This is a genomic window from Paenibacillus sp., assembly GCF_048976745.1.
In the GTDB taxonomy this organism is placed as follows: domain Bacteria; phylum Bacillota; class Bacilli; order Paenibacillales; family Paenibacillaceae; genus Paenibacillus.
Genome location: NZ_JBHGUU010000012.1, coordinates 115,712 through 136,265, shown reverse-complemented (window position 1 = coordinate 136,265; position 20,554 = coordinate 115,712). Strand labels below are relative to the sequence as shown.

Sequence of the window (20,554 nt, the reverse complement as noted above, 5' to 3'; positions counted from 1 at the left end):
TTAGATCCTCCGTTCCAGATTCACTGAACCGCTGAGTTTTCATCTTGTCCACGTAACTACGTTCCGACATCGCACCTTCGTCCAAAGAAATTAAGATCCGTGTCCGCCCGCTGTAGCAAATCCACTCCGTTCAAGAATACGGGAGCTTTCCTCGTTTAACCCGCGCAGGTGCACCGTTTTGCCCTGCTTCGCGTATTTGAATTTCACTTTGCCAATAGCCACAACCGCGGTATTATCCCAGATATGTGACCCTCCAAAGTCAATCGTGATCTCCTTCGGATCAGCCTCTGCATCGAACTCATCCACAAAGCGGGATGAAGACCCGAAGAAGAACGGTCCGTGAACCCGGTATACCTTCTGACCTTGTTCCTGGCTCGCCTTTACGCGGATTTTGGTCTGTTTCCAGCCAAAATGCAGCACACTGAGCACAACACCGACCATGACCCCGATCGACAGATCGTGGGTATAGACCACAATCGCTACCGTCACGATCATGACAAAGGCTTCCGCCCGCGGCACACGAGCGATATTTTTGATGGAACTCCAGTCGAAGGTTCCGATACACACCATAAACATTACACCAACGAGCGCCCCCATCGGTACCTGTTTCACCACACCGCTAAATAACAGCAATAGGATTGCCAGAAACGCACCCGCAGTAAACGTGGATAATCTTCCACGTCCCCCAGACTTCACATTAATGACCGACTGCCCAATCATCGCACAGCCGCCCATGCCGCCAAACAAACCGTTCACAAAATTTGCGATTCCCTGACCACGCACCTCACGGTTCTTGCTGCTCTTGGTCTCGGTCATCTCATCCACGATGGTTGCGGTCAGCAACGATTCCAATAGCCCAACCAGTGCCATGGTGAATGAATAAGGCAGCAGAATCATTAGTGTGTCCCAAGTCCATGCAATATTCGGCAAATGGAACATCGGCAGCGTACTCGTTATATTTCCCATGTTGCCGACTGTTTTTACATCCAAATGAAACACCACAGTGATAATCGTCATCACGATGATTGCAATCAGTGGAGCCGGAACGCCTTTAAAAAACCGCGGTAAAATATAAACGATCGCCAGCGTGCCCGCCACCATCGCATACATGATCCAGTTCGCTCCCGTGAAGTGAGTTAACTGTGCCATAAAGATCAGGATAGCCAGTGCATTCACGAATCCGGTCAGTACCGAATGAGGCACAAACGTAATAAATCGCCCAACCTTAAATATGCCTAAAATAAACTGAATAATTCCCGTCAAAATCGTAGCCGCAAAAAGATATTCCACGCCATAATCCTTGACGAGTCCAACCATCAGTACCGCCATGGCACCTGTTGCCGCCGAGATCATGCCTGGTCTTCCACCTGCAATCGAGATCACAATCGCAATCGTAATCGAAGCGTACAACCCGACCATGGGATCGACACCTGCAATGATGGAGAAAGCAATGGCTTCCGGAATTAACGCCAGCGCTACCGTAATGCCTGCCAGCACATCTCCGCGAATGTTGCCAAACCATTGTTGTTTTAACGTATTCATATGTTCTTAGCCGTTCCTCCTACGTGTATTCCTCATATTGGATAATCCTGCTGAAGAGTAACGGAAGCCGTCCACACTAACCAACTATCCAGGACAGCACAAAACAACGGGATCCTCTCCGCATCATTCGCCTATGCTGTTGCCTGAATTGTAAAATTGCACCATTCTCGCCATCCGTACAGCCTTGACGGGTTAATGTGCACTCACGTCGTTTCCGTTCCAATGTGTACCGCTGATGTTTCATTACTGCCTTCAGTTGTCTTGCTCGTGCGACATCAGGAGCTGATCCTGATGCCCATAGGTTTTCCCCTCTCAGAAAAACCGGGTCCGTTAATGTACTGACCTATTATTATAGTCACCGGACATGATGATTACAAATAAAGAATTTCCTAAAGAAACGAGATTTTCTTAATCATTCGTCTCTCGAAGCCTATCATCTCAGGTAGACTTATTATATTTTATAAAAATATGAATAAGTCTTTCTAAACAAAACTTTAATTTTCCTGCTGAAACGGCACCCTATATGTAAAATTTTACTCATAAAACAAACAAAACTAATATTGGGAATAATAATACAAAATACCCATTTACCAACACTGGATAATAAGGTAATATTTAGTGGTAACAAAAATACATATAAGGGAAGTGACAATTTGAAGTCTAATTTCTTCAAAAAAAGTTTATTGGTTTTGAGTTCCGTTTGTATTTTATCAGCGGCCGCTCCTTATTCCGTTTTAGCTTCTGAAATGAGCACATATGAAGAGAAAGTTATTGCTAGACAACAATACGAGTTATCCAAGAAAAATAATTATATTGTTCCTAATGATAGGATTGATGAATTATCATTGGATGAGCCTCAAGTAAGTATTATGGCTGAAAATCCAGGTGTAGGCGCAACTCGTGTAAATCTTGTTACATATGGTTGGTACGGGCAACCAATCGTTCAAGATCAAAAAGCTGGAAACTTTAATGTTATTAAGGGTACTACAATAGTTATATTATCCCCTTTATTAACTACAGTAGGAAGCGTAGTCTTATCAGTTGCTGACCTGATCTTGTCTAATGTAAATGTTACTCAATACGCAACTGCTAAAACTATGATTTCATATAACTATCCAACTAAGCAAGGACAAGTTTACTACTCTAATGCGTGGCATACTCTCTTTGAAAGCACAAATAGAAATACTTACAAACATTATTATTCCATCTTTATAGATACAAATAAAAATTCAAGACAAGGAACCGTTGACTATGTTCCAGCCAACGGTCATTCTGCAATAAAAGTGGAGTCAGCACCTAATTATAATAATAATTCAGTTATTCAAAGTAAAGCCTATCAAAATTACCTACAAGGCAAGAAATATACCGATGAAGATTGGACTAGATAAAAATTTTGATATCTACTATAACAGATCTGCTTAAATTAGCAGATCTGTTATTTATTAAAAAATAATATGCGTTGGAGGTATGACTTTGAATTCACGCTTAATTAACTTAATGATTGGTTTCTTTGTACTAATATTACTGGTGGGTTGCACTGCAAATGAGGAAGAGACAGAAAACATATCTAATTCAGAAAATATTATTTATTCTCAAGAATATACAAAGGAATTAAACGATATAGAAAAAAACATGCTTGATAATCCTGGAATTTTCCAAGAAACTAAAAATAAAAATTATAAAATTTCTGCATCTGTTAATTTAAGCATTCAAGATGGGGTAGAACGAATGGTATATGAAGTTTTCATAAAAGACCCTAAGATTAAACTCGAAGACCTTAAAATGAGTTTCAATTTGAACCCAAAAATGTTACAAAAGCTTAATACGAGTAATATTTTCGAAAGTAATGTTTTAAACGATAAACCCCTCACAATCTCTACTGATAGTGAAACTACTGGCGCTAGCCTATTCAGAGCTTTTTTACTTGACAAATCCAAATTGGACAAAGGAACTCTTAATTTGTATAAAGATATGTTTGTAAAAATATCCTATATAATTGATGGAAAAGTGTATCAAGATTTTTTTAAACTTCAAGCAACTCCTTCAGAAGAGATACAAACGTATTTAAAAGAAGCTTCTTCAGAAGAGTAAAAATGAAAAATTACTAGTATGATACACAACACATCGTGATAAACAGAGTCTTCTCATTAAAAATAAAGTTACTTTTCAGATTAAGATACGGTACTCCAATTAACCTTCAATAAATCTACTTGATGAAACAATTTCATAACAAGTGGATTTTTTGTGTTTAAAAAAAATCCGACATTTCCCTTTTGAGGATGATAGTCGGATTTTTATGATTTTTTTCTAGAACCTGCCCGATTTGAATATCGAATAGAGCAGGAAAGCCACCATCAGAATCGCCACCAGGAAACCAATCTCAATGACCGGAATATCCCATAGCATCGTGGATTGATGACTGATTGAAGAACCAATAATCAAACCCACCATGATGATACAGAAGGCGAGCAGCACAATACTGAAGGACAGCCGATTGCTAATCTGGTCCATTCTGCGCATGAGGGCATCCAGTTCAGGGACACTGATCTCCAGTCTCAGCTTGCCTTTGCTAATAATGGATGATAACTGCCTTAACTGTCCTGGCAGACCGATGACACTTTCGGCCATATCAGAGGCACTGCGGAACAATCGATTCTTGATTCTTCCGGCGCTAAAACGTTCCTTGATCAGTTTTCGTCCAAAAGGCTCGGCCATATCTACAATGCTCAGGGAAGGGTCGAGATGTTCGATGACACCTTCCATCGTCAGCAACGATTTACCAAGCAGCAGAATATCGGCAGGCATGACAACCCGGTGCCTCTGGGCTACGCCGAACAAATCATTCAACGCTTGACCCACACTGATCTTGGAAAAGGGAATATCATAATATTTGGTACGCAACTTGTCCAAATCCACATGAAGGCCGCGCAAATCCATGTCATCTGGCATCATGCCCAACTTCTCAATGGCCCGGATCATACTGTCCGTATCTTTACGCATTAAGCCAATAATAAGCGAAGCAAGCTGCTGTTTCATTTCATCGCTCAGACTGCCCACCATACCAAAGTCGATAAAGGCAAGACGTCCATCCTTCAATACCATCAGGTTGCCTGGATGTGGGTCAGCGTGAAAGAATCCATGAATAAAGATTTGATTCAATAATGAGTCCACCAGCCGCTCAGCAATATTGTTCAGATCATGGCCGCGTCTGACCAGTTCTTCACGATCATTGAGCTTGATACCTTCGATATACTCCATCGTGAGTACGCGTGATGAGGTCTGATCCCAGTAGATTGCCGGGATTTTCACCTTGTTGTCCTGTTGATATTGCTGTGCAATCTTTTCTGTATTCCGGCCTTCGACCGTATAATCCAGCTCAGCCATCAACGCCTCAGCATATTCTTCGACCATTTGCGGAATCTGATATTGCTTCACCCAGTCCCATCGTTTCTCGGCCATGGCTGTCAGCTCACGCAAAATATCCAGGTCACGCTGCACAATACGCGATATGCCCGGCCGCTGAATCTTGATGGCTACCGATTCACCGCTTCGAAGTTTGCCCAGATGTACCTGTCCAATGCTGGCCGCAGCTACAGGGGTATCCTCGAACCGGGAAAAGATCTCCTCCAGCGGTGTATCCAATTCCTGTTCCAAAATACCCCGTGCCGTCTCGGAAGAAAACGGCGGGACCTGATCCTGCAACTTCACCAGCTCGCGAATGACAGACTCGGGCAATAGATCTGCCCTTGTGCTTGCGAGTTGCCCCAGCTTGACGAAAGCTGGCCCCAGCTCCTGCAGCACAAGCCTGATGCGTTCACTCAGCGTTTTGGTCGTGTGTGCTTCACGCGACATCCACCGTCTGGGCAGAGCCAGCAGCTGGAACAACCCCAGCTCCTCGACCATATAACCGAAGCCATGACGCACCAGCGCCATGGCAATTTCACGGTATCTGCCGACATGTTTGATTCGCACTGCCATCTACTCGATCTCGTTTCCTTTGAGAGGAGGAGGAACTTCAAGTGGAGCCGGGGATTCATCAGGTTGAAGCTGTGGTGAGTGGCCCAGTTCAGCAAGTTTTTTCTCCAGGACGGCAACACGTTGTTCCAGACTGGTTACATCACTTTCGGATGCCACACCCGCTTCCTGAAGCACGCGCTTGACCTGTTCTTGAATCATTCTCTTGAACTGGCCTTGCTCTTCATCGCCCCGTTCCAGCAGACGTTCAACCAAAGCTTTGGATTCACCGGGCGCAAGTTCCCCGCGCTTGACCAAATCATCCACGGTTTTCTCAATTTTTTCTTTGCTTACAACAGTAAGACCAAGCCCTAACGAGATCGCCTTTTTGAACAAATCGCTCATTTTGTCATCCTCCTCTTCGTTGATCTCTATATTATACCCCTTAAGCTTCGCATGCAAAAAATGTCCGTCCGATCAGACGTAACGTGCAGCCCATTTGCCTGCTTGCAGGAGTAATTTACGGTACGTTTCGTGTGCAAACGACGGCACATGGTGACCCGGCATAAGATAAACAATACGTCCAACACCATAACGATGCGCCCAAACCGCAGGCTTCGGTCCTTCTTCGGATTGATATTCCAGCAGTATCTTCGTTTCGGCAAAAGAACCAAACTCAAACTGATACGGCTCTTCTTCCATGGTAAACGCTGTAATCCCTTCCGTCACCGGGTGGCTTTCATCCGTCACGGTGAATTCAAGTGGTGCATAAGCCGGATGATGCAGGAACTTGGCACCGATCATCTGTTTGAGTTCATAACGATTTTGGAGCGAAATGCCGTTATGTATAATGACCAGTCCACCTCCATTACTTACATAGGACAACAAACCTGCTGTCTGCTGTGGAGAGACTTTTCCCTTCCAATCGTCCATGTATGAGATACACACATCAAACCCGGTTATATTTTCTTGCAGCAGCATATTTCGATTCTCACTGCACTGCACAGTCATAGTATCATGGAAAATTCGGCTAATCTCCGCATCTACACCCTGTAGCGGATGCCAATCTGGATGCGTATAATCGCCAAGTAGTAACGCTTTTTTACGATGATCCATTCAATCAATCTCCTTTCTTGTTCACCTCACTGTATAAAACCAACTACCAGGGGAGCTTCTCTCCCTTGTAGTCCACATATGCGGGCTGATCTCCTTTAAATTGTTCATGGCGGTCGATAAGTACTGCGATATGCTGTGCAGATTGCTCGGGCGTGAGATCCGCAGAAGCATCCAATTCACCCCGCATATAACTCTGTACCCAACCGGGATGCACAAGCATCACTTGTCCGCCTTCATCCTTCAGACCATTGTGCACAAGACGGGCCTGCATGTTCAAAGCAGCTTTGGACATACAATAGGCATACCACCCATCCCGACTGCATTGCTCTATACTTCCAGCCTCAGAAGAGATATCAACAATCAGCTTGACCTGTCCTTGAAGAAGGAGGGGTAACAGGGCATGAGTCACGCGCAGTGTACCTAAGGTATTTACATTAAATACTTCAGCCATCTCCGCCATATTCAACGGCCCGCGGATATGATCCGTAATATTCCCTAGTATAGCCGCATTATTGATTAGCATATCCAAATGATTCGTATCCAGCTTCAATGTCTCTGTGAACAGAGCCACCGACAGGTCGTCCGCAATATCCAATTCGATCGCTCGCAAATGGTCAGGATACCCTTCTGCAAGCATACGAAGTCCCTCGGAATCTTCCACGTCCAGACCAGCCGCATACACAAGATACCCTCTCTTCAGCATCTGTGCCGTCAAAGAGAGTCCCAATCCCCGGGCAGCTCCCGTTACACATACGGTTCTCATCATGATGTCCCTCCCTCGCAAAATGATTCTGTCTTTTATTCATTCCACATATTCATCTGAAAACCTTTAATTCAGAATGGGATCGCCAACTTCACGACCAAAGACTCATGAGGTAAAAGTAAGATTAGAGCCATTCTGCTTATTGAATTGAACAGTTTATTGCTCTGTTATTATTCCTGACCCATATCGCTCCTGCCGATAGGCTGAACAATGCTCCACCCATCTTCGAGCGGCTGCCGGGTAAGAGCCCAGATGAACGTGCGTATACCCCGCCACGATGTTGCCAGCGGCATATCCCTCTTGCTTCAAACCACGTAACCCCTTGGTCTCATACGCATAAGGAATCGTTTCTTCTTCACGATAGGTCATCGTGGAATAATGAAATTCATGCCCCCGAAGTACTTCGCCCTTTTTCAGCAAAAAAGAATCCTGAACGCCACTCGCTTCACGATAGCCAAGCGCAGCGCGCTTCTTCTGCATCTGCACCCGTGCGGGGATAATACCCGCCATCTCGAAAGTAATACCTTCACGGTTGGTTAACGTTTCTCCGAGCACCATGTAGCCCCCACATTCGGCAAATAACGGCATGTTCGATTGTGCTGCCTGACGAAGCCCTTCCAGAAACTTCTGGTTACAGGCAATCTCTGCTGCAAATTCCTCGGGAAACCCACCACCCAAATAGATGCCATCCACATCCGTTGGAATATCTTCGCCAGCGAGCGGACTGAAGTATTGTAATCTGGCTCCGGCTGCTTCGAGCAATTCCAGATTATCGGGATAATAGAAATTAAATGCCGCATCACGCGCAACGGCAATCACAGGCTGTACGGCATAAGATACATGTCGATGATTAACGTGGATCACTGAGTCTGAATGTGAATCGTAATTTGAGCCAGTTTCAGCACTGGCTGAATCTGTGTCCGCAGTAGTGGCCGGGCTCCAATCTGCTGTATTCAAAGGCGGAGCACTTGCCGCCAGCTCCAGCAGAAGATCCAGATCGGTGCCTTCCATTAACACATCGGCAGCACGTTGGAATAATGGCTCCAGTTCACCGCGCTCAATGGCAGGTACCAGTCCCAGATGTCTCTCGGGGATGGACATATCTTCGTCCCGCTTTAGCCAGCCAACTACCGGAATGCCGCACATCTGCTCAATGGCTTTTTTCACAATGGTATAATGACCTGTACTTCCACAACGATTGACGATCACTCCGGCAATATGTAATGCAGGCTCCAACTGTTGAAAACCCAATACAATCGCGGCCGCACTGCGAGCCATGCTGCGTACATCCACAACCAGGATCACAGGGGTCTGTGTCACCAGAGCAATCTCTGCAGTTGAGCCTGTATTGCTGAGCGGATCTTTGCCATCATAGAGGCCCATAACCCCCTCGATAATGGAAATATCATGTCCCGCTGATGCCTTCTCGAACGTATCTCTCACATACTCAGGCGATGTCATCCATGCATCCAGATTACGTGACGGTCTGCCCGTGACGGCGGTATGGTATGTTGGATCAATATAGTCCGGGCCGCACTTGAACCCTTGTACACTCAAACCACGCTGAGCGAGTGCTCTCATCAGCCCCAAGGTAACTGTCGTTTTGCCTGCACCACTTCCGGTGCCTGCAATAATCAGTCGGGGTCTGGCGTTTTGATCTGAAATGGTCATCATCAATTCCACCTTTACGTCTTTTCTTCCATATAACAAAAGCTTCCTCATCGAAGCTCTATCAAGGATGAACCATTCGTGTTTTAGTTGTTGCTTTTCTTGCGATTATCGAATCCTTCAGCTCCGCTGAAAACGTATAAATTCTATAATCTAAACAAAACCGCATCACATAGCGATGCGGTCAAGATTAATGCATACTCTTTATTCATTAGGTTGTTCTGTCATCGCAGTTCCTGTGTAAAATAGATTCACTTCATGCATATCTCTACTTAAATGTAACGCGTGCTACGGAGATCGTCAGATTACCGCTCTTTTTCTTCTCCAGCAGCCAATGATCCGCTCCGGAGGAAAGCAACGCCGCAGGTTCACTTACGCCATAGGCTCCGGTATATTTGAACACTGTCTCGGAAGGATTCGCAAGGTTCACGGTATTCAGTTCCGCAGGCGTGTAAGTCACCAGTTCCCAGCCGTATTTGGCGCATAGGGCAATCAAGCCTTCTTCATCTTTTTTCAGATCAATCGTGGCAATGTTGCGCACACTCTTCACGGAAAGGGATAACTCCTCCAAGGTAGCGAGGACTTCCTGCTCCAATTCCTCTACAGATGTGCCGCGATTACAGCCCATGCCGAGCACGAGGCTTTTCGGACGATACAATACACCATTGGTGAGATAACGTTCCTCTTCTTCTGCCGAAAGCAGTCGGTCGCTGACGACCAGCGCAGCGTTGAACGGGAAGGATTCCGTTTCCTCCAGGCTATTGAAGACACGGATATGATCCGGTACGGGTTTGTTATATTTCCACCAGTTTCGCTCCCCCGTCTCCTGAATGAGGGCGACAGGCTCTTCGTTCACTACAGCCGCACTGACAGGTGTCGCCTTGTCGAAGCTGTCTACGATCCATCCCAACTCCCGGCCAAACATGTCCACCGGAATGGTGCCCTGCACGTCTGAAGCTGTCGTGATGACGGCACGTGCGCCGAGCACTTCCGCGACCTGACGAGTTAACTCGTTCGCACCGCCGAGGTGACCAGAGAGCACGCTGATAACATTTTCGCCGCGGTCATCAATGACCAGGACGGCAGGATCAACTTTTTTGTCCACCAGAATCGGAGCGATCATACGTACAACCGCACCTAGGGAGATGAACAGAATAATGCCATTATATCGTTTGAACAAGTCAGGTAAAATCAGCTTCACCGAGCCTTCGAACAACTGATAACCAAGCTGCTCCTCATCCCCGCGTTCAAACTTGCTCATATAATACACGTCCGTGCCCTGGAACTGCCCTGACAGATTACGCACCATCTCTACACCATGTTTCGTAATGGCAACGGCTGCAAACGGATTACTCACCGGACTTCACTCCCTTGCGATAGCCATGGGTGAAGGATTTATCGTACAGCTTGGAACGGTGGGCATCCCGGTTCACGAGATCCGGGTCAAGCGCCCAGCCTGCCAGAATCATCGCATGCATTGTGATGCCGGCGGCACGCAGATCCGCTGCCAGGTTGGCAAGCGTGGTCCGTACAATCTTCTGATCAGGCCATGTTGCCCGCTGCACGACTGCCACAGGTGTATCTTCGCTCCAGCCTGCCGCGAGGAATTCAACCACGACTTTTTTCGCCAAAGTTGCACTCAGGAAGAGCGCCACCGTACAGTGATGGGACGCCAGATCACGCAGCTTCTCCCGTTCAGGCACAGGGGTACGGCCTTCTGCACGTGTCAGAATAACGGTCTGTGTGAGTTCCGGTACCGTCAATTCAGCTCCTAACGCAGCGGCCGAAGCAAAGACCGAACTCACACCCGGAATGATCTCATATTCCACGCCCTGCTGTTTCAGCAGTACCATTTGTTCCAGAATTGCGCCGTACATTGCCGGATCACCCGTATGCACACGGGCCACACTTCTGCCCGCGCGAGTGGCTTCACACATCAGCTCGACCTGACGTTCCAGATCCATGCCAGAGCTTTGCAGCACTTCTGCTTCGGGCTTCGCGGTTGCGATCAGTTCGTCATTCACAAGAGAATCCGTATACAGCACCAGATCCGCACTTCTCAAAATGTTGGAACCTTTCACCGTAATCAGTTCCGGATCGCCCGGGCCCGCACCTACAATGTAGACTTTCGCTTCCAATGTTTTCATTTGCTCACCACCATCAGGCTCAGATATTCCAGCTCCTGCCCTTTCAGTTCACGGGCATCACGCCAGACGAGTTCATATGGAGAAGTGACTTTGGTAACCACCGACGCTTTGCCGCCCAGTCCCATCTCGTCCAACAGTTCCAGCATCGGGTCAAGCACCTTTGCCACTTTGATAAATACAATCGTATCGTGATGCTCAATCGCCTGCCGCATCGCTTCTTTATCCGCTGTAGCCGGAATAATGCCGACTTGCTCGTCACCATCGGCCAGATGGATATCCAGTGCAGCCGCTGCACCCAACACAGATGAGATGCCAGGAATTGAACTAATCGGCACTTCAGGATGCAGCTCTCGCATCAGCCGGGCCAGATGAATAAATGTGCTGTACAGGTTCGGATCTCCTTCGGTTACAAAAGCAACATCCTTGCCTTCCTTCAGCGCGCCCCAGCATGCTTCAACCGTCTTGCCCCATTCGCGTTCAAGCACAACCGGGTCCTTCGTCATCGGAAAGATCAGGCCAAGCATCTCTTTTTCTTCCGGGTTCACATACAGTTCCACGATCTCGTGGGCGTATGATTTACCGCCTTTACGTTTCTTCGGATAAGCAACCACGGGACATTCCCGGATCATCCGATATGCTTTCACGGTAATTAGTTCCGGGTCTCCCGGCCCAACACCCACGCCATACAGCGTACCGATGGCTTTGTGATCGGACAATTTATTTTCCAATGGTTCTGCGGAAGTGCTTCCCCACGCTGTGTTTCCTGTTGTGCTTGCTGTTGTTGTGCTAATGCTGCTCTCCCCCTTCTTCAATCCTTGCCAAACTACTCTGCTCCGTTCGCTGTTTGCGCTTCTTCTGCTGCGATATATTGTCCTGTAATCACGTAAATCGGATTTAATCCGTCAAAACGGGTCATGTTCAGGATCGGCTTGCTGCGCGCCGTCTGAAGTAACGTTACGGAGGCGTCCATGCCTGCTTCGCGCATCGCCTTCATGCTGTCATGCAGCGTTTCGATGGTCGCTGCATTGACAACGAGGCGTCCCTCGGGGCGCAGCCGGGACGCACACAGGGCGATCAGCTGGCCGAGTTCGCCGCCGCTGCCGCCAATGAACACCGCATCCGGATGCGGTAGTTCGTCCAGCCCCGCTGGTGCTTTGGCATGAAGGACGGTGAAATCGGTCCGGAATTTGACACGGTTGGCCTCGATGTTCACGAGGTCACCTTCGTTCTTCTCGATGGCGAAGACCTGGCCCCGCGGCGCCAGCCGCGTGCACTCCACCGCCACCGAGCCTGAACCTGCGCCGATATCCCACACGATGCTGTCCTCGCCCAGTTTCAGCTCGGATAAGCTGAACGCGCGGACTTCACGTTTGGTAATGAGGCCCTTTTCGGGTTTGCGCTGATGGAATTCTTCATCTGCAAACCCGAAGCCTTTACGCGGCGTCGGTGCATCCTTGCGGCGCAGCAAAATGACGACGTTCAGCGGGCTGCATTCTGCTGCCGCCAGCTCGTCCAGGGTATAATGGCGGGCACGTTCGTCTGCGCCGCCCAGGTTCTCGGCAACGTAGGCATCATACTCTGTCATGCCGAACTGTTGCAGATAAGCCCCGATCGCAGCGGGGCTGTTGTGCTCGTCCGTGAGCAGCGCAATTTTGGCTTTGCCATCGATGCGCTGTGCGAGGCCTTTGAGCGGGCGACCGTGCACGCTTTCGAGCGCGGCATCGTGCCAGCTCTCGCCAAGCCGGGCAAATGCCAGCTGCAGCGAACTGAGATTAGGCCGGATCTCCAACTGATCCGGGCCGAGTTTGCGCGCTAAATACCCGGCGATGCCGTAGAACAGCGGGTCACCCGAGGCAAGCACAACAACGTTGTGTGTGGCCTGTAACGCTTTTATTTTCACAGCAAGATCGCTTAAACCGCTCTTAATCGCTAACCTTTCACCCGCAAATGCCGGGAAATACTGTAGTTGGCGCTCTCCGCCAACAAGTACATCTGCTTCCTGAATGAGATTCAGGCTCTCCGTTGTTAATCCTGCCGCGCCTTCTTCACCCACGCCGATAATGCGGATTTTACGATTCTTTGCTCCAGTTGCTGTCTTCGAGTTCACTGATTTCCGCCCTCCCCAGTTCCATTCCTTTCATCGTTACCAATACCACTTCCACCGTCACGCCGCCTCCGGCATGTTCCAAACAGTGCCGACAGGCGTATGTACATAACTTTTCAAAATAGGGTAAGTACCCGGCCTCAGTCATCATGTCCGCCACCTGAGTTGCCGTGTTGGCTTCCTCGATCGCTTGCGCCAGCTCATCTCCGGCTCCGGTCTCGCGGGCCACGGACGCAAGAAATCCAAAATCCACCGGCGCACTCTTGGAGTGCACCATCATGACGCCTTGGGCCACTTTGGCAAATTTGCCTGGCATCCCAACCAGCGTGATGCGTTTCATGCCCAGCCGTTTCCCGTGTTTGATCGCAAAGCCGACAAAGTCGCCCATCTGGATAAAAGCTTCCTCCGGCAGTTCGGGCATCATTTTCATCGCGTATTTCTCACTACTGCCGCCTGTTGTCAGCACAATATGTTCACATCCGGATGCCTGAGCAACCGAGATTGCCTGCACCACACTCGCTCTGTAAGCAGAGGTGGAGAACGGAACAACCACGCCGCGTGTACCTAAAATGGAGATGCCGCCCAGAATACCGAGCCGGGAATTCAGTGTCTTCTTGGCCATCTCTTCGCCATCCGGCACGCTGATCACAACCCGCACGCCTCTGGCTGTGCCGTGTTCGGCGAGCACCTGAGTAACGGCTTCAGTGATCATGCGGCGCGGAACGGGATTGATTGCCGCTTCGCCTACAGGCACGGGAAGTCCGGGCTTGGTGACCCGACCTACGCCGATGCCCCCATCCAGCTCCATGCCCGGCTCGTCCCGCCAAGACACATGAGCGATAATCTTCGCCCGATGTGTAGCATCCGGGTCATCCCCGGCGTCTTTGATCGTGGCACAAGTCGCTACGCCATCGGTCAGTTCCTGCTCGATCAGTTCGAACGAGTGGTCAAAGCCCGCGGGCAATGAAACCACAGCCTGTGCCGGAATAACACCTGTTAACAGGAGCTGCGTTGCTCCCTTGGCTACCGCTGTGGCGCACGCTCCTGTGGTGAAACCGGAACGCATTGGTTTGTCGGGGTCTGGTGTATTGCCGCCTATCATGGGGTTTGAACCTCCCGTCCTTTAATTAGCTAGTTTAAATGAGGTGGCATTACGCTGCGTGTGTGGGTGGTGGCTTTGGGAGCTTGGGTGGCCGCTACGGGTACGGATCGTTCTTATGATCGCTGTTGTCTCCAGATTTCTTTGATTCCCTTTTCCAAAAGGGAGAAATCCGGAGACAGTGTATGCTTCCGAAGTAGCTTTCTTGCAGAAAGCTTTTAGGCGACCGCTCCGCTTCTTCAGAATCGATTCCGTCCCCTTCGCTGCTACCTGCTTCTGCATCCACCTGGCACAAGTGCATAATGCCACCTCTGGGCTAAACAATGCCCTGAGGTTTATATTGGGTAACTAATCATTCCACGCCAGTAGGACTTGGCTTGGAATGTAGTTACGCAGTTTTGCGGTTATCTGCAAACCCAACTCTTGGCTGGACCGATATAAGGTTTGTGAGGTCCGTTGAGGTTCGTTAAAGGTTCGTAACGCTCGTTTGTTTGCGTCACCATTGCCTCTACTAACCTGCGGGCGTTTACTTAAAACGACTACGCCTTCACTGCCATCAGGGAGATGGCGTTCAGGGCGGCTACAACGATGGTGCTTCCGCCTTTTCGGCCGATGTTGGTGATAAACGGGATGTCGAGCTTGCGCAGCTCGTCTTTGGACTCCGCTGCGGATACGAAACCGACGGGCATACCGATGATCAGGCCAGGTTTGGCTTCGCCTTCTTTGACCAGACGGATCAGTTCCAGCAAAGCGGTTGGCGCGTTACCAATGGCGTAAATGCCGCCCTCGTATAGTTGATTCGCTTTACGTGTTGAGATAATTGCGCGAGTGGTGTTCAAGCGCTTGGCTTCCTCCATCACATCCGGATCGGAAATATGTACATGCACGTCTCCGCCAAAACCGCGAATGCGATCCTTGCTTACACCAGCCTGAATCATCTGTACATCAGCAATGACGGATTGACCGGCGCGAAGCGCTGCAATTCCTGCTTGAATGGCATCCGGGTGGAACACCATGCTCCGGCCCAGTTCGAAGTCAGCCGAGGCGTGAATGACACGCTGTACCACGGGATATTGCTCAGCCGTGAACGGATGCTCACCCAGTTCCTCCGTGATCATCTCAAAACTTTTGCCCTCAATCTCCTGTGGTTGTACGGTCAACGGTTTAAATTCCGTTTTGAAATCCATGTGCATTTCACTCCTTCAAATAGTGGTGTCATTCAAAAATGCATTATTCAAATTAAGACTATTGGGGTGCTCTACTGCACCAATACACGTTTCAACTCATCCAGTACACCTTCAAAATGGTCAAACACCGTTCCAAATTCAGCCTCGGGGCGTGAAATCAACACGACATGAATGCCCAGCTCCAGTGCAGATTGAATTTTCTCATCCACCGCTCCGGTCTTGCCGCTCTCCTTGGTAACCATTACAGTCGTCGCATAGTGCTTGTACAAGGCTTCATTCATTTCACGTGAAAAAGGTCCCTGCATCGCAATAATATTACGCTGCTCCACGCCAAGTTCACCGCATTTCTCCATATTATCGAGACGTGGAAGCATGCGGGCAACGAGACGAATGTCCGAATCACCGAGCAGGTGCTTGGTGAAGATCTGCAATGTTTTGCTACCTGTCGTCAGCATAACGGAGCCCTTGAGCTCTTTGGCCTTGAGTGCCGCTTCATCATAGGAAGATACGACATGCAGCAACGTGTGATCATCGTACGCCAGACCCGTGCGCTCATAGCGAATATATGGAATGCCCGCCTGTTTGGCTGCTTCCATCGCATTGGCATGTGCTTCTTCGGCAAATGGATGACTTGCATCCACGATGGCACGGCTACCTTTTTCACGCACAAGTTCCACCATGGCTTCCACAGTCAAACGGCCTGTCCGAACAGGTAATCCGGCCTCTGTCAGGCTATGGGCAGCACTGTCGGTTACGACAGAAGTCAGCACGTCTGTACCTTGCTGCTGGATCTGTAGAGCCAGTTCCCTGGCATCACTCGTACCACACAACATAAAGATCATGGACGATTCACCTGCTCCGAAGTTGCTGCAACCTGTGACTGATCGGGAGAAACCTCTTCTTGTGCGGTTCCTTCTGCGTCATCCTGGTTGTTCCGATGGACTTCGTGCTCGTGATGCGAATGATGCAACTCTTCATCGTGATCATGATGGTAATCGAGTGACGCTTGATGATCGATTGCTGTATGCGTCTGATCATGACCGTGGTCATGCTTATGTGGATGGTCATCATGTGCATGTACATGCTGGTGGTCATGATCATCATGATGATGCGAGTGATCATGGTCCTTATGATCATGGTTGTGCGCATGGTTGTGCGCATGGCTGTGTTCATGCTGGTGGTCGTGACTGTGCTCATGTCCATGATCGTGGTCGTGATGATGATCGTGGTCATGCCCATGGTCGTGATCATGATGGTGATGATGGTGTTTGGCCGCTTCCAGTCTGAATTGGCAGTTATCACAGTTGGCTGTTACACGTCCGTATAACCCCTCATGGGCTCGCTCCAGTACCAGTTCAACCAGCTTCGGGTGGAAGCCAAAGTATCCGCCAACCTCCACCTGAATGTCTGGATGGGCCGCTGCAAATTCTGCGGTCATTTCATCAATGCGCTTGATCAGTACACCTGTGAACAGGAAATAAGGCATGATGATAATTTTCTTCGCGCCCAGCAACAGACAGCGCTCCAATCCATCCGGAAATGAGGGCTGAGTCACGCCGATAAAGCTGCTTTCCGTCCACTTGTACGGCAGTTTCTCCCATAACATCCGGGTCATTTTGAAAAAGTCACTGTTGGCATCCGGGTCACTGCTTCCGCGTCCAAGCACCAGTACGGCAGTCTCTTCATCCGTCACCGGAGCAGGTGGAGCCGCTACCGCTGTGCCGCCTTGGGATGCGACAAGTACAGGTTGTGCTTCTTGCAGACGGGTCTGCATGATTTGGACAACTTTCTCATGAACACCGATGGGACGACCGTATACGAATTCCACCTGCGGATAACGTGCCTTGGCGCGGTCAATGGCGTTAGGAATATCAATCTTGGCATGACCGGCAGCAAACAGAATGATCGGCACCAACACAACACGTGTTGCCCCTCGATCCACACAAGCGGTAACACCATCAGCAATGCTTGGTCTCGTTAACTCCAGAAAACAAGTCTCCACCAACGTATTCTCGGGTGCCTTCGCCGCTACCTCATTTGCAAACTCCTTCAGTTCCCGGTTCCCCTCAGGATCACGACTCCCGTGTCCCACCAACAATATTGCATCCATCTTTGTTATTCCTCCCCCGTCTGACCCGCAGATCAAACTTTTCATATTTATTCGGCACTCCAGTTCATCCGGCTAAAACTGCGCCAAACCAGTCATTCCATCCATTCACTGCATTACTCGTAAAAATCAATCCATCTATGTCAGCTGAAATCCAGCGAATATTGCAAAATATTAGATAGGTCCTGACAAGCTGCACCCTCATGTCTCCACGAAAGAAGTCGTGCAGGCAGGGACTTAATTAATGCTTACTCAAGACTTATTTAGAAATTTAGTAAGGAATTAAGTACGGAATTAGTCACCACATATCGGGTTTACTTCCACCGTGACCGGTGCATCCACATGGCGGAAGCCCTGAATTACGCCAACTCGTTTGAAGAACTTGTGGAATCGCTCATTCGGATGGCCCTTTTCCTTGTAATCCGCCACAATACGTTCCACAATGCCACCAATCTGGTCACCCGGAATTCCCTCCGCTACAGGCTGGGCAGGGTGAGCATTGCGGCCGAATTTCTTGCCACCTAGGAAGAGGTCATATGCCCCTTTGCGATACACGATGCCGATATCCTCCAACACGGCCCCGTAACAGGCCATACCACAGCCATTCAGCGCCACACTTGTTTCTTTGGGTGCACCGAGTCCGCCAATTACAGCCTGTAAATGGTTAGCCATCGGCACAGCATCGTCCTTCTCCATATTGCAGAAGTCACAAGCCTTCACCTTGATGACATCACCAATCGGTACAACGATAAAATTCGCTGCACGCAGCTCTTCCACCAGCGAGTCCGATTCAAATGTCGGCACTCTCAGAATAATCTGGTGCTCCGGCGTGTACTCCAGTTCGCCATCTTCACTTGCACACTGCGCCAGCAGCGCCATCTGGGCTGCGGTGAATTTTTTGTTGCCCACGCCGGGCGACACGCCGACTTCGAACAGCGGCGCCTTGCGCCCAGGCTCGGGCGCAGTGCGTACCGCCGTTGCGGTCGCAGCCTGCGTTGCACTTGCCGCTTCGCTCGGCGCTGCTGCATCCAGCCAGCGGCTCGCCGATTCGCCCGCGAGCGCGCCGCCTGCCGCGAGCCGTGTCAACGCCTCGGCGGCGAGTGCAGCTGCGCCGGCGCGTGGCGCTACTGCGACTGTGCCCGGAGCGGCCTCTGCCGCAACGGGCGCAGGTCGCTCGCCGGCAAGCACGGCTGTGCCAGCGCCGCTCGCCGGGCTTGCCGCAGGCATAGTCGCAGCAGCCCCTGCGCCAGCGGGCGGCTGCCCTTGCGGAGCCGTGCCCGCTCCGGCGCTTGCGCCGCGCAGGGCTGGCTCCGCCTGTGGCTGCGCGGCCGATGCAGCGCTGGCCGCGCTCTCGCCCGCTGCCTCGCCGGAGGCGGCAGCGCGGGCATCCCTTGCGCCGAGCGACCATGGCTCGGCTTCCGTGCGAAGTCGCTCATGGGGTCTGAGCGACTGTTCCGCGGTGTTCAGCGTATATTTCCGCTGATACCCGCGCGGGGTGACCATGAGTCCTTCGTACATCATGGTCGAAGAATTGCCGATAATCACAGTTGTCAGCATGCCGATATCATGATTCAGCATATCCTCCAGTGTGGTCATGACCACGTCCTGACGCTCACGGTATGCACTCTTCACCAGACCTACCGGGGTCTGTGGGTCACGATAACGCAGGATCATCTCCTGTGTCTCCACGATCTGGCGTGTGCGCCGTCCGCTGCGTGGATTGTACAGCGCAATGACAAAATCAGCGGACGCTGCGGCTTCGACCCGGCGAATAATGGTCTCCCACGGCGTGAGGTGATCACTGAGGCTGATCGTACATGCATCATGCATGACAGGGGCACCCAGCAGTGATGCACAGGACTGAATAGCCGATACGCCCGGAATAACTTCGACGGCAACACCCGTATCCGGCTTCCAGCCTTGCTCCATCAACACCTCGTACACCAGACCCGCCATACCATATACACCTGCGTCACCACTGGAAATTACGGCAACCATTTTGCCCATCTCCGCCTGTCTGACCGCTTCTTGTGCACGGCTTACTTCCTCCGTCATGCCTGTGCGCACAATCGCCTGCCCGTTCAACAGAGGTCGAATCAGATCCACATAGGTGTTGTATCCGATAATAACCTCGCTCTCCTGAAGTGCTTCGAGTGCCCGCTTGGTGATATGTTCCATTGCTCCCGGACCAAACCCGATAATCAGCAGCTTGCCTTGATCTTGCATTGCTTTTCCTCCTCCATCACACTTGTCGAACTGATCTAAACAGTGAAAAAGGGCGGCTATGCCGACCTTCTCCCCTACTGTACTGCATGTTCAACTCGTCAGCTCTGTTTACTCAGACTAACAAACCAGGCTCATAACCCACCTGTTATGATCCATCTAATCTATTCCTCTACCTGCAATTTCCCGACATAGGTTAGGTCTCGCAAAGATATACATTTATCTAAAAAAACAAAAAAATCCCATCCTTGTAACGGATGGGATACGCATGTACGTACACTCAAGAACACAGTCGAGACTCCCATAGGGTAATCCTGTGACTATGTGGCCAAGGGGGGCCAGCCAGGCGAACCGCTTGTTCGCCCATTTCCTGATTCTTCGTACACCACTCCTTTCCGCGAAGGGTTTGGTGACACATGCAAGGTAGGTCTCCTGGCTTTGGATCATCAGCTTCCTTTTCTGTCTTCCCCGGCTTTTGCGAGTGACTTGGATCAAAAAGGGCTTCACCATTACAGTGGCGGGACCGCTCGGGACTTACACCCGATTCCCTGTTACCTCTTGCTGCACGCAAGAGCACCTTGCTTGTTTTCATTCAATATTGTTTTCATAATAACACCGCTCAGGAAATAATGTCCATGCTTATG

General features: G+C 49.9%; 17 protein-coding genes and 1 riboswitch. Of the genes, 2 read left to right on the top strand and 15 right to left on the bottom strand.

Features of this window, described 5'->3' with window-relative positions:
- Positions 1 to 90: 90 nt before the first annotated feature.
- A complete protein-coding gene (locus tag ACE3K2_RS19835; protein WP_421894022.1) occupies positions 91 to 1,542 on the bottom strand; it encodes a SulP family inorganic anion transporter in 1,452 nt (483 codons plus the stop codon).
- A gap of 653 nt (positions 1,543 to 2,195) precedes the next feature.
- On the opposite strand from ACE3K2_RS19835, the gene ACE3K2_RS19830 reads away from it, so the two are divergent.
- Together ACE3K2_RS19830 and ACE3K2_RS19825 are read left to right on the top strand one after the other, a co-directional pair.
- Entirely contained in the window at positions 2,196 to 2,930 is a 735-nt protein-coding gene (locus ACE3K2_RS19830) for a hypothetical protein (RefSeq protein ID WP_421894019.1), read from the top strand.
- Positions 2,931 to 3,015: 85 nt separating this feature from the next.
- Complete coding sequence (locus ACE3K2_RS19825) at positions 3,016 to 3,633, top strand: hypothetical protein (protein ID WP_421894016.1); 618 nt, start codon at positions 3,016 to 3,018, stop codon at positions 3,631 to 3,633.
- A gap of 216 nt (positions 3,634 to 3,849) precedes the next feature.
- Here ACE3K2_RS19825 and ACE3K2_RS19820 read toward each other — a convergent pair whose 3' ends face one another.
- The 14 genes from ACE3K2_RS19820 to cobJ form a co-directional block, all read right to left on the bottom strand.
- On the bottom strand, positions 3,850 to 5,520 hold the full coding sequence (locus tag ACE3K2_RS19820) for an ABC1 kinase family protein (protein ID WP_421894013.1): 1,671 nt from the start codon (positions 5,518 to 5,520) through the stop codon (positions 3,850 to 3,852).
- Positions 5,521 to 5,901 carry a phasin family protein gene (locus ACE3K2_RS19815; protein ID WP_091012767.1) on the bottom strand — a complete coding sequence of 127 codons (381 nt, stop codon included), beginning with the start codon at positions 5,899 to 5,901 and terminating at the stop codon, positions 5,521 to 5,523.
- 72 nt (positions 5,902 to 5,973) lie between these two features.
- On the bottom strand, positions 5,974 to 6,612 hold the full coding sequence (locus ACE3K2_RS19810; protein ID WP_421894008.1) for a ThuA domain-containing protein: 639 nt from the start codon (positions 6,610 to 6,612) through the stop codon (positions 5,974 to 5,976).
- 43 nt (positions 6,613 to 6,655) lie between these two features.
- A complete protein-coding gene (locus ACE3K2_RS19805) occupies positions 6,656 to 7,378 on the bottom strand; it encodes an SDR family oxidoreductase (protein WP_421894005.1) in 723 nt (240 codons plus the stop codon).
- A 153-nt stretch (positions 7,379 to 7,531) separates the two neighbouring features.
- Positions 7,532 to 9,049 carry a cobyrinate a,c-diamide synthase gene (locus tag ACE3K2_RS19800; RefSeq protein WP_421894002.1) on the bottom strand — a complete coding sequence of 506 codons (1,518 nt, stop codon included), beginning with the start codon at positions 9,047 to 9,049 and terminating at the stop codon, positions 7,532 to 7,534.
- Positions 9,050 to 9,311: 262 nt separating this feature from the next.
- Positions 9,312 to 10,400, bottom strand: coding sequence for a cobalt-precorrin 5A hydrolase (locus ACE3K2_RS19795; RefSeq protein WP_421893999.1), 1,089 nt, complete (start codon positions 10,398 to 10,400; stop codon positions 9,312 to 9,314).
- A complete protein-coding gene (gene cobM / locus ACE3K2_RS19790; RefSeq protein WP_076332461.1) occupies positions 10,393 to 11,190 on the bottom strand; it encodes a precorrin-4 C(11)-methyltransferase in 798 nt (265 codons plus the stop codon). The genes ACE3K2_RS19795 and cobM overlap by 8 nt, the downstream gene beginning before the upstream one ends.
- Entirely contained in the window at positions 11,187 to 11,906 is a 720-nt protein-coding gene (gene cobI / locus ACE3K2_RS19785) for a precorrin-2 C(20)-methyltransferase (RefSeq protein ID WP_421894315.1), read from the bottom strand. Before cobI ends, cobM begins: the two co-directional genes overlap by 4 nt.
- A 107-nt stretch (positions 11,907 to 12,013) precedes the next feature.
- Complete coding sequence (gene cbiE / locus ACE3K2_RS19780) at positions 12,014 to 13,297, bottom strand: precorrin-6y C5,15-methyltransferase (decarboxylating) subunit CbiE (protein WP_421893996.1); 1,284 nt, start codon at positions 13,295 to 13,297, stop codon at positions 12,014 to 12,016.
- Complete coding sequence (locus tag ACE3K2_RS19775) at positions 13,260 to 14,396, bottom strand: cobalt-precorrin-5B (C(1))-methyltransferase (RefSeq protein ID WP_421893993.1); 1,137 nt, start codon at positions 14,394 to 14,396, stop codon at positions 13,260 to 13,262. Before ACE3K2_RS19775 ends, cbiE begins: the two co-directional genes overlap by 38 nt.
- Before the next feature lie 536 nt (positions 14,397 to 14,932).
- On the bottom strand, positions 14,933 to 15,580 hold the full coding sequence (locus tag ACE3K2_RS19770; protein WP_278297837.1) for a precorrin-8X methylmutase: 648 nt from the start codon (positions 15,578 to 15,580) through the stop codon (positions 14,933 to 14,935).
- Positions 15,581 to 15,651: 71 nt separating this feature from the next.
- Positions 15,652 to 16,422, bottom strand: a complete 771-nt coding sequence (gene cobK / locus ACE3K2_RS19765; protein ID WP_421893990.1) for a precorrin-6A reductase — start codon at positions 16,420 to 16,422, stop codon at positions 15,652 to 15,654.
- Positions 16,419 to 17,690, bottom strand: coding sequence for a sirohydrochlorin chelatase (locus ACE3K2_RS19760; protein ID WP_421893988.1), 1,272 nt, complete (start codon positions 17,688 to 17,690; stop codon positions 16,419 to 16,421). Before ACE3K2_RS19760 ends, cobK begins: the two co-directional genes overlap by 4 nt.
- A 291-nt stretch (positions 17,691 to 17,981) precedes the next feature.
- Positions 17,982 to 19,913, bottom strand: coding sequence for a precorrin-3B C(17)-methyltransferase (gene cobJ, locus ACE3K2_RS19755; RefSeq protein WP_421893981.1), 1,932 nt, complete (start codon positions 19,911 to 19,913; stop codon positions 17,982 to 17,984).
- A 402-nt stretch (positions 19,914 to 20,315) separates the two neighbouring features.
- Positions 20,316 to 20,506: riboswitch (cobalamin riboswitch) on the bottom strand.
- Between the last annotated feature and the right edge of the window lie 48 nt (positions 20,507 to 20,554).

Bases quoted from the DNA above. Each gene is read 5' to 3' on its own strand.
- ACE3K2_RS19835 (WP_421894022.1), bottom strand. From the start codon at position 1,542: ATGAATACGTTAAAACAACAATGGTTTGGCAACATTCGCGGAGATGTG.
- ACE3K2_RS19820 (WP_421894013.1), bottom strand. From the start codon at position 5,520: ATGGCAGTGCGAATCAAACATGTCGGCAGATACCGTGAAATTGCCATG.
- ACE3K2_RS19815 (WP_091012767.1), bottom strand. From the start codon at position 5,901: ATGAGCGATTTGTTCAAAAAGGCGATCTCGTTAGGGCTTGGTCTTACT.
- ACE3K2_RS19810 (WP_421894008.1), bottom strand. From the start codon at position 6,612: ATGGATCATCGTAAAAAAGCGTTACTACTTGGCGATTATACGCATCCA.
- ACE3K2_RS19805 (WP_421894005.1), bottom strand. From the start codon at position 7,378: ATGATGAGAACCGTATGTGTAACGGGAGCTGCCCGGGGATTGGGACTC.
- ACE3K2_RS19800 (WP_421894002.1), bottom strand. From the start codon at position 9,049: ATGATGACCATTTCAGATCAAAACGCCAGACCCCGACTGATTATTGCA.
- cobM (WP_076332461.1), bottom strand. From the start codon at position 11,190: ATGAAAACATTGGAAGCGAAAGTCTACATTGTAGGTGCGGGCCCGGGC.
- ACE3K2_RS19775 (WP_421893993.1), bottom strand. From the start codon at position 14,396: ATGATAGGCGGCAATACACCAGACCCCGACAAACCAATGCGTTCCGGT.
- ACE3K2_RS19770 (WP_278297837.1), bottom strand. From the start codon at position 15,580: ATGGATTTCAAAACGGAATTTAAACCGTTGACCGTACAACCACAGGAG.
- cobK (WP_421893990.1), bottom strand. From the start codon at position 16,422: ATGATCTTTATGTTGTGTGGTACGAGTGATGCCAGGGAACTGGCTCTA.
- ACE3K2_RS19760 (WP_421893988.1), bottom strand. From the start codon at position 17,690: ATGGATGCAATATTGTTGGTGGGACACGGGAGTCGTGATCCTGAGGGG.
- cobJ (WP_421893981.1), bottom strand. From the start codon at position 19,913: ATGCAAGATCAAGGCAAGCTGCTGATTATCGGGTTTGGTCCGGGAGCA.